Source organism: Stieleria sedimenti, assembly GCF_025060895.1.
Lineage (GTDB): Bacteria > Planctomycetota > Planctomycetia > Pirellulales > Pirellulaceae > Stieleria > Stieleria sedimenti.
In genome coordinates, this window is sequence record NZ_JANZKV010000114.1 from 1 (window position 1) to 12792 (window position 12792).

Genomic DNA, 12792 nt, shown 5'->3' on the forward strand with positions numbered 1-12792 from the left:
AGCGGTATTGGGCTTTAGCTTGCACACCAGCAACGCTCCATCACCCATTTTCCGTCGGCCGCAAGACCGGAAACAGGATCACGTCGCGAATCGATTTCTGTCCGGTCAGGATCATCACCAAGCGATCGATCCCGATCCCAAGCCCGCCTGCTGGCGGCATCGCGTGACGCAGAGCGCGGATGAAGTCATGGTCCATCTTGGCCATCGACTCTTCGTCGTCCTGGCCTTCCAATTGGGTTTCGAACAGCTGTTGCTGAAGATCGGGATCGTTCAGTTCGGTGTAGGCATTCGCCAGTTCCATCCCACTGATGAACAGCTCGAAGCGTTCGGCGATCTCGGGGTTGTCTCGCTTGCGTTTGGTCAGCGGGCAGATACTGGCCGGATAGTCGATCACAAAGATCGGACCTTCCAACGTGTCTTCGACTTTCTCTTCAAAGATTTCGTTGCGGATGACGTCGGGGTGCTTGTGTTCGGTGTCCAAGCCTAGCTTTTTGGCGTACACGATCACCGCCTTGTCATCGGTCTCATCGATTCCGGTCGCCTGTTTGAACAATTCGGCGTAGGTGGCCCGTTTGAACGGCGGGGTGAAATCGAACGCCTTGCCAGCGTACTCACGTTGGTATCCGCCGCCGATCGCTTCGATGGCGTTACAGATCACTCGCTCGGTCAAATCCATCATCGACACGTAGTCCCCGTAGGCCTGATAGACCTCCAGCATCGTGAATTCGGGATTGTGCCGCGGGCTCAGTCCCTCGTTGCGATAGACACGCCCGAGCTCGTAGACCCGTTCCATGCCCCCGACCATCAGCCGTTTCAGGTGCAACTCGAGTGCGATTCGCAGGGTCAGCCCCATGTCGAGGGCGTTGTGGTGCGTTTCGAAGGGGCGCGCCGCGGCGCCGCCGGCCACGGTGTGAAGCGTGGGGCCTTCGACCTCGCAAAAACCATCCGCATCGAGGGTGGCGCGGATCGACTTGACGATTCGCGTGCGGTCCAAAAACGTCTCCATGGTGCCGTCGTTGAACGCCAAGTCGGCGTACCGCATCCGCTGCTTCAGATCGACGTTGGTCAGCCCCGCGTGCTTTTCCGGCGGCGGTTCCAGCATCTTGGTCTGGAACGTCAGCTTCTCGGCGAACACCGTCAATTCGCCGGTGTTGGTGCGTCCCAACCGTCCTTCGGCGGCAATCAGGTCCCCCAGGTCGAACAGCTTGGCGAGCGTAAAATCATCCTCGCCGACTTGTTTTTTGCCGATGAAGATCTGGATCGATCCGGTCCAGTCCTTGATGTTCAGAAAGATCAGCTTGCCGGTCGGCCGGGCCAACATGATTCGGCCGGCGACACGAACCGTCGGACCGATTTCTTCGCCGGGGCCGTTGTCCGACTTCCACTGGCGGTAATCGACGTCTTCGGATTCGACGTCCGGCAATTCCAGAAGCCGGCCGTCTTTGGTTTGAAACTTGACTTCGGAGATTCGTTTACGGCAATCGCCGATCAGCGTTCGGTCATCGAATCGCGAGCCGTAGGGATCGATCCCCAACGCTTCAATTTGTCGCAGTTTTTCGCGGCGTGCCACTCTCGGGTCGGTGGTGTCACCATCGTCGGGAGTTCCATTTCCGTTGCCGCCGTCTGGGTTCTGATTCATCTTGACTGCTGATTGGGTTGAAAACTGCCGCGGAAAACGACCGAATTCCGGGCCTGGGGCCGAATTGTCGAACCGATCGCCGGTTTTGACAAGGCGAGCGCCGGGAGCTGTCTTGACCCGAACCGTGGCGGTGGGTTATCAGACATTTCGTCCCCGCCGGCGTCGTCGTGACGCCGGATCATGACACGTTTCCCTCCCGCCACCGATCGAATCCGAGTCCCCCATGAGTCGTTTTCTCGCCGTCACCCTGTTCCTGATGATCGCCACCTGCTTTTCCGTCACCACCGAAGCGTCGGCGGCCGAAGTCGTCCACTTCCAGTGCAAAGAATGGAAAGCGAAACACATCCACGACGCCAAGAAGGCAACCGCAATTGCCGGAACGTTGAAAAAACTGGGGTGTGAAGTCAAGGAAGAGCAACACAACGGCCATCTGGACGTCAAATACCGCTGCGTCAAAGAACGCACACTGCCCGTGAAATCCCACGCCGAAGCCGTCAAATGGGAAAAGTGGTTCAAAGAATACGGATTCAAGGTCTACCACACCCACTAGTGCTTTCCCACAATTCGAAAGTGGGGTAAGCGTCCTGCTTGCCATCTCGAAATGCCCTTGACCGGCAGCGTTGGAAGTTCACGCCACTTGCCCCGAACCCGAAGTGTGATTTACACTTCTGTCCTGCACGGCGACCCGTTTCGACGACGTGGCCGTTTCCTGAGGAGGATAAGCGAATTGGCAAGCAGACTGATTCGAAATCAGTTGCCGCGCAAGCGGTTGCGGGTTCGAGTCCCGTGTCCTCCGCTGTGACCCTTACACCCTCGAAAACACTCTGTTTTCGAGGGTGTTTTTGTTGGGTCACCTCCTCCCCGGACGAACCACGACAACTGCCCCCCCCATTCCACCCAAATCCCCCTGCCCACCAAAAAGGTGTCGGACACCTTTTTTGTCGGGGAGCTGGTGGAAAAGACGGTTGCTTGACTGAAGGGAAGCTGGAATACGAAACTCCGCCTGCATTTTGAATAGACTCGGGTGCATTCGCTTTGGGGCGAACCATGGAGCGTCGTCGGCCCCCATTTGAAACTCACGTCCGCAGGAATGGTTCGAAGACGATGAATGTTCGCCAGAAAAAACTTCCGATCGCGGCGTTGGAACGGATTGATGATCGGTGCACCGAATTTGAACGACGATGGCAGTCCGGCGATCCGCCGACCATCGAATCGGTGTTGGAAGGAGACGTGACCGACGCGGAGCGCGACGTGCTGTTGGCCGAACTGGTCGTCCTGGAAATGGACTATCGGCGACGACGTGGTGAAGGACCGACGAAGCAGGAATACCTGGACCGGTTTCCCGATCATGTCAAGGCAATCAACGGCGTGCTGAAAGACGACGACAAGCGCGCCGGTGCTTTCGTGCCGCCCACCATCGCACGTCTGGCCGAACTGTTTCCTACCCTGGAGATCATCGAACTTCTCGGTGCGGGAGGGATGGGAGCTGTCTACAAGGCGCGGCAAAAAGGACTCGATCGCATGGTCGCGTTGAAAATCCTGCCGGAAGAATTTGCCCACGAAGCGAATTTTGCGCTCAGGTTCACCCGCGAAGCGCGCACGCTGGCGAAACTGAACCACCCCAACATCGTTTCGGTGTTCGAGTTTGGAAACGTGCAAGACACGCACTACTTCCTGATGGAGTTCGTCGACGGCCCCACACTTCGCGACGTCGTCCGTGCCGGCCAATTGTCCCCCGAACACGCGTTGGCCGTTGTGCCGCATCTCTGCGACGCGCTGCAGTATGCTCACGACAAGGGTGTCATCCACCGCGACATCAAGCCGGAAAACATTCTGATGGCCAAGGACGGTTCGGTGAAGATTGCCGACTTCGGTCTGTCGCGGATTCTGGGAAACGAAAACCAGCAGACCATGCTCACGGGCACGCACCAGATCATGGGTACGCCGCGTTACATGGCTCCTGAACAGTTGGAAGGCGCCCGCGGCGTTGACCATCGAGCCGACATTTATTCCCTGGGCGTCGTCTTTTATGAAATGCTGACCGGCGAGCTTCCGATCGGACGATTCGCCGCGCCGTCACAGAAGGTCCAGATCGACGTGCGGCTGGACGAGGTTGTACTGCGAACACTTGAAAAGGAACCGCAACGCCGGTATCAGCAGGCAAGCCAGATAAAATCTGACATGCAGACGATCGCGTCGACGAGTACCCCGTCGCTCGCACCCACCATGGTTCTTGGCGAAGTCGCCCAGCAGACCGACACCCCGTCGGCGATCCAGTCCTCGACGGCAAGTCTGCAACACCAGGAGTTGGCCGCGAGGTTGTTGTTGACGCGCCGCGACCTGATGGAACGCATCGGCACGTCGCTGCGTCCGCTCTTTCGAGGACAAATCATCCAGATGGTAATCGGCGTGATGATCATTGTCCTGGGCGCTCAATGCTGGGCGCGCAACATGGACTTGGCCCATCGAGTGATCTGTGGAGTCATTTTGCACGTCTACGGGATTCTCTTGATCGCCGCGGCAGCAGCGGTCTGCACAAGAATCAATCGAATCGATTACTCGCAACCGGTCGAACAGATCCGCCACAAACTGGAAGCCGTCAGAAACATCTACCTGAAAGTCGGCGCAGTGATCGGATTCCCGTGGTGGTTGATGTGGATACCGGTCACCGTTGCGATCGGATTTGATGCCGTCCTTCATCCGAATTCACTGATCCCGTCACTCGTCGTCGGCGCGGTCGGAATCGTCGTCTCCCTCTGGCTCTACCTGCGAGTCCAGCGATCTAACAGACCGTCGGCGGAGGCATGGCGAAAACGATTCGCCGGCAACAGCATCGCCAATGCGTTCTTGGTCCTCACCGAGATCGAACACGCTCAGATTCAGTAAGGGATTGATTGCCTCAACCCCCGACCGGCAACGCTGTGACGCCTTTGTTAGCGGTAGGGCGCGAGCGGGCTGTCGTTTCAGTCGATGTTCCGAAATGATCGTGAACATGCCAGGCGCGCCGCGTGAGCCAGGCGCGCCGCGTGAGCGAGGGGCGCCGCGTGCCCCTTGCTCACGCGTGCGGCCTTCAATCGACAGCCCGCGAGCCCTCCGGTGTGGTGGCAGAGATGACGAACCCGAGAGCTCGCGCCCTGCCGCTAAAACTTCAAGAAAGTCAACGTTGCTCGCTACCGTTCTGCCGCAAGCGGCAGAAAGTCCGTCCCTCCGTACGCTCGTTTCCAAGTCCCCGGCACCAATTCAAGGAGTTCAACATGAGTACTTCATTCGACACCGCCGTCGTCCCCGACCAACCGCAGGACGTATCGGAAATTGCAGAGGCAGCCACGGTTCCAGCCATCGAACCGACGATCGAGCGGCGACACGACCTGGACGCGCTGCGTGCGATCGCGATGTTGCTGGGGATCGTGCTGCACGCCGCACTCTCGTTCTCGCCGATTCCCTGGACCGTGAAGGACTCGCAGACAAGCGAATTTTATTCGGTTCTATTCGCCGTGGTCCACGGGTTTCGCATGCCGCTGTTCTTCATGTTGAGCGGTTTCTTTACGGCGATGCTGTGGCGAAAACGCGGACTCGGCGGGCTGATCAAACAGCGACTCAAACGCATCGCCCTGCCACTGTTTCTCGGCTGCCTGACCATCGTGCCGAGCATGTGGGCAGTCAGTTCCTTCGTCAGTCGCCCGTCACCGGCCGGGTCACAGAATGTGGTCGTCTGGGAAGCGGTTGTCGCGGGTGATACCGACCGGGTTCGAACAGCGCTCGAAAACGATGAAGTTGGGGTGGACGCGGTCAGCCAAGATGGCGCGTCGCTATTGACCGTTGCTGTTTTTCTCGGCCATGCGGAAATGGTTGAAATGCTGCTGGACATGGGAGCCGATGTCAACCAGCGAAACCGCGACCAGGGAACGGCGTTGCATAGCGCGGCCTTCGTCGGCCGTGGGGTGGAGGCCGCCCTGCTGTTGCGTGCCGGGGCCGACGCAGACGCCGTGGACTCAAACGGACAAACGCCAAAAGACCTGCTCAAGACCGACTTCGGAACCACAAACTTCATCGCAACATCGTTTGGGCTTCCGCTGGACGAACCGACGTTAAAGGCCGGTCGCGCCGAAATCGCAAAGCAACTCGGTGTAAGCGACTACCTCGGTTCTGGCAGCGGTACCGCGGAAGGTCCCGGTTGGGAAACGATCGAAGCGCTGTTGTTTCAATTTCCAGCCTTCATGCATTTGTGGTTTCTGTGGTTCCTGTGTTGGTTGATCGCGGCATTCTTGATTTACGCCCCCCTGGCCGATGCGATGAAGCTCCGCAAGCTCCCTTCGTGGCTGGTGTGTTCCCCGTTCAGTCTGCTGTGGCTGATTCCGCTGACAATGTTGCCGTTGTCGTACATGAACCCTGAGGTTTTCGGCCCAGATCCATCCATCGGGCTGCTTCCTCTTCCCAGCGTGCTCGCTTATTACGCCGTTTTCTTTTTCTTCGGCGCGCTCTACTGGGACATCGACGACGCTGAAGGCCGTTTGGGACGGGCGTGGGCGATCAGCTTGCCGATCGCGGTGATCGCTGTCTTCCCGATCGGTCTGGATGTGGTGTCCGGAACACTCGGAATCGTGCCGTCACTGCAAGATCACGCCCTGAAGGCGCTTGCCGCAGGCTTTCTGCAGGCCCTGTTTGCGTGGCTGATGATCTTCGGATCGATCGGGCTGTGCCGTCGCTTGATGTCTCGAGAAAGCCGTACGATGCGATACATTTCTGATTCGTCATACTGGCTGTACCTGGCTCACCTTCCGCTGGTCCTGCTGGCTCAGTGGTTCGTCCGAGATTCGACGCTGCCCGCGTTTGTGAAGTTTTCCGGAATCACGATCGTGATCTCCGGATTCCTGTTGCTGACCTACGAGTACGGCGTCCGCTATACGATCATCGGCCGAATCCTGAACGGGCCGCGAGAACGAACCTCGCAAGGCCGTGCGGCCCGAGAACACGAGTCGTCGACGTGATGCTCTGTCCAGATTTCAATTGAGGGTTGCGTTTGTCGAACGGAAAAGGGGGTCAGGTACAAAAAACGCAATGGTCCAAACGGTGCTTGGCATCATTGGTACCTGCCCCCTTTTCGCGAATCTCTCATCGACCCGAACATTGAAATGGAACAAAGCACTAGCCGTCGACATTCAGCTTGTTGTGGACTTTCACGGCACCGCCTTCCAGGGCATTTTCGGAAGCTTTACGACGCTCGGTCCAGCTATCGACTGTCCCGGTTAGGGTGGCCGTCCCGTCGTTCACCGTCACGGACACTTGGTTTTCATCGACCCACGGGGACCACCAAAGCTGATCAATGATGTCCTGCTTGATGTCTTTGTCCGGCTTGGTACGAGTCGTTTCGTAGTCGTAGTCATAGTCGTACAACGTGGGATCCCAGTCGTAGTGATCCAAATATCGGGCCGATGGATACTCGTACGAAACGTCCAAGTAATTATGAACGTCGGTGACACCGTTGATTTTGATCGCTAGATCTTCTGCCTGTTCCTTGTCGTAGTAGGAATCAACATCACCGTACAGATAGACTTGACCGTTGGACGTTTTGATTGAGATATCGTAGCGATCGATGAGAGGGTCGCGTGCGAGCGTTTCGCCGACATCCTGCTTGATCGCTTCGCCGCTACGGGGCTCGACAGGTCGCACCTTGAGGTAGTTCTTAACCCGCCAAACACCGACGGTGTTCTTGGCGGTTTGGGCGGCTGCACGTTTCGCCTTCAAGTTGTCGACGATTCCGGTCAGCGTCACCACGCCCGTTTCGACAGCGACGTTGGGATCGAAGTGAGACACGCGGGGGTCAAACAGAAACGCGGCTTTGATCGCGTCGGCGATCTCTTCATCATCCAAGTTGGCCCACGGTTGCCGGCGTTGCATCTCATCACGCGACCACCACGCGACTTCCAACTCATCGGATTCGACCGATCGCACGCCCGTGACCCATGCGTCGCTTCGAGCGATGGTCCGTTCATAGTCACTGCCGACACTTCCGCTCAACGTGACCTTGCCATCTTCGACCTCGACGATCACCAGTTCATCGTCCAGTCGTGCATCCCAATTGAGACGTTGCACGATGTCTGACTTGATCTCATAGTCCGTTCGCTCCGCGTCGTAATTGACCTCAAGTTGGTTTGTCAGCCCCGTCACACCGCGGGTGCTGCGTGCCACCTTGCCGGCTAGATCGCGTTCGGCGTAGGAACTCACCGTGCCGCCGAGCGTGACGTTTCCGTCATCGACCGTGACCGTGATTTCCCACGTGTCCGTCGCCGGGTCCTGCGCGAGCGCGGCGATCACGTCGCGTTGCAGTTCCCAGTCGGTCCGCTGGGGGGCGTTCACCTCCAAGCGATCAATGACCGAGCGGACTCCCTTGATCATCTTTGCGATCCGAACCGCAGACTCCTTGGCCATCAGGTTATTCACCGTTCCGGAGAGTGTGACGACACCGCCGGTCACGGTGATGTCGATCGCATTCGCATCAACGCTTTTCGCACCCCAGAATTCGCCCTCCAAGGTCGTTTCAATGCGTTCGTCTTTGATGCCGGTCCGTGGTGTCGACGCGTTGGACGCGTGCAGCGTTGTTCCAGACACCAGACATGCCATCGCGGCACAACCGATCAGCGTTCTTAGCGTGCTCGACTTACTCAGTCTCATTGGTGGGCTCCATAGGGCTAAAGGGATGGGAGTACCGCATGAAAAATTTTTCCATGGGCATGGTTTCAAACTGCGATCAAGCTTGAAGCAAGCAGCGCGCCAAGTCGCGCGAAACGATTCATCCGGCGAGGTCCTCGGGAATGCCGGACCGTGTTCCGGCGGGCTGAGTAGGAAATGTGCAGCTCAGCAGAAAACTGAGTTTTTTCCACACATTCTGGCCCATTTCCGGCCATTCCCGCCCTTCACCGACCAGTCCGGACCATTGGCCGTCTCGCCGCGTGGCTGATTCTCGGTCACAATGACTGCCCCCGGCAGACGACGGTTCTTGGGATGACTCCCGCTGTTTTCTGCTCCCCGCCTTGCCCCCTTCCACCGACAATTCCATCAGAGATGCAGATTCCTCGTTTCAGCAAGCGATGCTCCCCACTTGTTTTCCTGCTCGCCTTCAACCTCAGTAACGGCCTGTCGTCAGCTCAAGATCCCGACCCAATTGCGACGCTTCAGGAAGAAGCCGTGCGAGCGAACCGTTCCGACTGGGGCCATTGGGGGCCAGACCCGAGCAAGTATTCAAGCTGGAAGAATCACAGCAACCGGCTGATCCCCGTCTACACGTTCGGCACGGATCTGAAATCGGTTGCGGGGGAGAACAGCGTGTATCGCGATCGGGCGGCGCTTGAAAAACTTTACGGCCAAGTTCCCGAAAACACGTTCAACCCCGACGCGGAATACTTTGACCAGACCGATGTTTATCGGTTGCAAAAATCAGCAATCGAATCAGGCAAAAAGCGAATCATCCTGTTCGTCTTTGATGGGATGGACTGGGACACCACGCGCGCCGCGGCGATCGCCAAACAGGGCAACGTCAGCTACGACAGCGGCCGCGGCCAAGGACTTGCCTTTCAAAATTACCGCGGCGCGAAGACCGACTTCGGATTCTTCGTCACCAGCCCGCACAATGATGGGACGAACATCAACGTCGACGAGCAGATCGTCACGACACCCGGCGGAAAGGTGCCCGGCGGATACGATCCGTCGCTGTGCGGCGCAACGCCTTGGAGTCCGATCACCGACGCCGACTACCCGATCGGCAAAAGCAAGCAGACCAAGCACGCCTTCACCGACTCCGCCTCTTCGGCGACCTCACTGACCTCAGGGATCAAAACGTACAATGCGGCGATCAACGTGGATCCCCTGGGTCGCGAAGTCCTACCGATCGCCAGAACACTGCAACAGAAAAACGTCCCGATCGGTGTCGTCACCAGCGTTCCGATCAGCCACGCCACACCCGCGTGCGCCTACGCGAGTAATGTTCATCGCGGTGATTATCAAGACCTGACGCGCGATTTGATCGGACTACCGTCCAGCTACCATCCCGGCGGGTTGCCGGGCGTCGACGTGTTGATCGGTGGCGGCTGGGGAACCGACAAAGACAAGGATGGTGCGCAGGGAAAAAACTTTGTGCCCGGGAATCGGTACATCACGAGTGAAGACCTGGCCGCCATCGACGTGGCCAACGGAGGTCGATATGTCGTGGCGCAACGGACGCCGGGCAGGACGGGCACCGAAGTGTTGAGCGACGCGGTCCAGCAAGCCCAAAACAGCGGCGCTCGATTATTCGGCTACTTCGGCGTCGAAGGCGGGCACCTGCCGTTCTGCACCGCCGACGGGAACTACGATCCGGTGATCAGTTTTGGCAATCCCACACCGGAACCGGCGGAGGAGTACAGCGACGAAGACGTACAGGAAAACGTTCCGTTGAGTGAGATGGCGATCGCGGCGCTCGACGTCCTCGATGCACGTTCGGATCGCTGGTGGTTGATGATCGAATCCGGCGACGTCGACTGGGCGAACCACTCCAACAACATCGACAACTCCATCGGCGCCGTCCTCAGTGGCGACGATGCCTTCGCCGCCGTGGTCCATTGGATCGAGCAACATGGCGGCTGGGACGAAACGGTGTTGATTCTGACCGCCGACCACGGACACTACTTTCAACTGGACCGGCCCGAAGCACTCATTCCTTGATCCAGAACCAGCCCCTGAGCTCGCCCTCGTTGAACCCGGTGGCTCGATCGTCTGGGTACAGCTGGGCGAGCTTCTGCTGGACCTCAGGCACGATTTGCTCCTCGGGGCCGTGGCACATCAAGCACTGTGCCTGCAGCTTGATCGGCAACAAGGCTGCCGCAGAATCATCGGAGAGCACTGCAAAGACCGGCGTGTCGACTTTCTGTTCGACCAAGGCTGCGGCCCACGGGGGAGCTTGATTGTTGGGGTTACGGAGCCGAACGCCCGTGCGGCCGATTTGCACCGCGTGTTCGGCCCCCACTTCGTTGGCAATCTTGACCGCTTCCTGGCTGCACACGCCGATCGCCCCCGCCGGGCCGGCGTCCGCCATCGCTTCCATCAAACGTCCCGACAGACGTGTGAACAAGGCGTCCTTGGCGGCAAGCATCGCCGCTTTGCTTTCCTCGCTCGGCATCGCTCCCGCAACGATCGACGGAGGCGGCTCGCTGGTTGGTGTCTGATCCGACACCGGTTCCGTCTTCGTTCCCGTGCATCCCGTCGCCGCGAACAGCAACAGCCCAAACGCCGATTTCAAATGGTGCATCCGTTTCATGCTTGCGTTCCCCCGTGAGGTTGGATGGAGTGGAGACGCCGGGACCGCCGGATCTCGACAGTCCCCGTTGTATCGTCAGTTCGCGAGGTGTCAAGTGTTGTCAGGAAGCCATTCGCCTCGGAGGAAGGTCGAGAGCGACGAGTCAAGAACGCCTATAATGCCCGGGTCCGAATCAGGCCTTCCATCGCGTCCCACCCACACGGAGCATCGGTTGTGAGTAACAAAACATCCCATGATCATCAGACGTCCAAGTACGAAAGCGTCGCCTTGGCGCGGCGGCGATTGCTGCAAGCCGGTGCGGCGTCGATTGCCTACGGTGCTCTCGGCGCCAAGGCGTTTGCGGCGGCCGATCGCCCGGTCAAACGCGTCGGGCTGATCGGCGCGGGCTGGTACGGCAAGAGTGACCTCTGGCGATTGATTCAGGTGGCGCCCGTCGAAGTGGTTTGCATCTGCGACGTCGACCAACGGATGCTTGATGAAGCGGTTCAGATTGCCAGCGAGCGTCAGCCATCCGGCAAAAAACCGAAGACGTACATCGATTACCGCCAGATGTTGAAAGAAAATCGTTTGGACATCGTCGTCATCGGCACGCCAGATCACTGGCATGCCTTGCAAGCCATCGCGGCGATGGAATCAGGTGCGGATGTTTACGTCCAAAAACCGATCAGTGTCGACGTGCTTGAAGGCGAAGCGATGGTCGATGCGGCGCGACGGCTGAACCGGGTCGTCCAAGTCGGTACCCAACGCAAGAGCACCCCGCACTTGATCGATGTGAAGAAACAGGTCGTCGAAGCGGGACTGCTGGGCAAGATCGGCCACGTCGAAATGTGCTGTTACTATCACATGCGGGCCAACGGCAATCCCGACGTGATGCCCGTGCCGGATCATCTGGACTATGACATGTGGACCGGTCCGGCACCGCTGAGACCCTATGACGGGTTGCCGCACAAGCGATGGTGGCGAACCTTTACCGAATACGGCAACGGCATCATGGGCGACATGTGCGTCCATATGCTTGATACCGCCCGCTGGATGCTGGGGCTCGGATGGCCGAATCGAATCGCATCCACCGGCGGCATCCTGGTTCAAACCGATGGCAAGTCGAACATTGCCGACACGCAAAGCGCGACGTTTGAGTTCGATGACTTCAACGCCCAATGGACCCACCGCAGCTGGGGGTCGCCGACCGATCCCGATTATCCGTGGGCGTTGTTCATCTACGGGGACAAGGGCACGTTGAAGGCGAGCACGATGCGGGCCGACTTTATCCCGCAAGACAAACGCGCCAAGCCACTCCATTTTGATTGTTTCTTCGAGCGCGAAAAGTACCCCGAAGACTTGACGGAGAAGGACATCGAACTCAACGCCGCTCCGGCGACGCGATTACACATGCTCGATTTTCTCGAGGCGATCGAAAACCGAAGTCGCCCGGTGGCCGACATCGAAGAAGGCCACATTTCGACGGCGAGCTGTATTTTGGCGAATCTCTCGATGCGGCTCGGGGGGCGACCGCTGGAATATGATCCGCGGCAACGCGCGGTCATCGGCGATGAAGAGGCCACGAAGCTGCTGAGGCGGGATTATCGCGCCCCGTGGCAGCATCCGTTTGCCGGATGAGTCGTCGCATGAGGTAACATTGGTATCGACGCCACTTGAGTCACCCTCCCTGGCAGGGAGGGTCGAGCGCAGTGAGGGAAGGGTCGATCAACTGGGATTCAGCAACCGTTGGTGCCCAACCGTTAGGCGATTCCCGGTCGCTGCGACGCAGCGACAGTGGGCGGCTAAAGCCCAATACCGCTAAGTTAAGCGTCGTTTCTTCAGATGAGGGCCCGTAGGCTCGCGCCAAACGGCTGATATTCGTTTG

At 58.6% G+C, this 12792-nt stretch carries 8 protein-coding genes and 1 tRNA gene; 6 read left to right on the forward strand and 3 right to left on the reverse strand.

Translation table 11 applies throughout. From position 1 onward, the window contains the following. Window positions 1-40 precede the first annotated feature (40 nt). Window positions 41-1639: a lysine--tRNA ligase gene (gene lysS / locus NZK35_RS15785; RefSeq protein WP_259633498.1), complete on the reverse strand. Its 1599-nt coding sequence runs from the start codon at window positions 1637-1639 to the stop codon at window positions 41-43. Window positions 1640-1862: 223 nt separating this feature from the next. Here lysS and NZK35_RS15790 point away from each other — a divergent pair, with 223 nt between their 5' ends. From NZK35_RS15790 to NZK35_RS15805, 4 genes are all read left to right on the forward strand, one after another. Then, window positions 1863-2189 (forward strand): hypothetical protein, encoded by a 327-nt coding sequence (locus tag NZK35_RS15790; RefSeq protein WP_259633499.1) that lies wholly within the window; start codon window positions 1863-1865, stop codon window positions 2187-2189. A 163-nt stretch (window positions 2190-2352) separates the two neighbouring features. Next, window positions 2353-2435: transfer RNA gene (locus tag NZK35_RS15795), tRNA-Ser, on the forward strand. A 308-nt stretch (window positions 2436-2743) separates the two neighbouring features. Beyond that, window positions 2744-4525: a serine/threonine-protein kinase gene (locus NZK35_RS15800; RefSeq protein WP_259633500.1), complete on the forward strand. Its 1782-nt coding sequence runs from the start codon at window positions 2744-2746 to the stop codon at window positions 4523-4525. A 368-nt stretch (window positions 4526-4893) separates the two neighbouring features. Further along, window positions 4894-6627 carry an acyltransferase family protein gene (locus NZK35_RS15805; protein WP_259633501.1) on the forward strand — a complete coding sequence of 578 codons (1734 nt, stop codon included), beginning with the start codon at window positions 4894-4896 and terminating at the stop codon, window positions 6625-6627. 157 nt (window positions 6628-6784) lie between these two features. Here NZK35_RS15805 and NZK35_RS15810 read toward each other — a convergent pair whose 3' ends face one another. After that, window positions 6785-8311: a BON domain-containing protein gene (locus NZK35_RS15810; protein WP_259633502.1), complete on the reverse strand. Its 1527-nt coding sequence runs from the start codon at window positions 8309-8311 to the stop codon at window positions 6785-6787. A 390-nt stretch (window positions 8312-8701) separates the two neighbouring features. Here NZK35_RS15810 and NZK35_RS15815 point away from each other — a divergent pair, with 390 nt between their 5' ends. Then, window positions 8702-10336, forward strand: coding sequence for an alkaline phosphatase (locus NZK35_RS15815; protein WP_259633503.1), 1635 nt, complete (start codon window positions 8702-8704; stop codon window positions 10334-10336). Here NZK35_RS15815 and NZK35_RS15820 read toward each other — a convergent pair. Next, on the reverse strand, window positions 10326-10919 hold the full coding sequence (locus tag NZK35_RS15820; protein WP_259633504.1) for a DUF3365 domain-containing protein: 594 nt from the start codon (window positions 10917-10919) through the stop codon (window positions 10326-10328). The genes NZK35_RS15815 and NZK35_RS15820 overlap by 11 nt on opposite strands. A gap of 222 nt (window positions 10920-11141) precedes the next feature. Between NZK35_RS15820 and NZK35_RS15825 the strand changes: the two genes are divergently transcribed. Beyond that, window positions 11142-12545, forward strand: coding sequence for a Gfo/Idh/MocA family protein (locus tag NZK35_RS15825; RefSeq protein WP_259633505.1), 1404 nt, complete (start codon window positions 11142-11144; stop codon window positions 12543-12545). Window positions 12546-12792 lie beyond the last annotated feature (247 nt).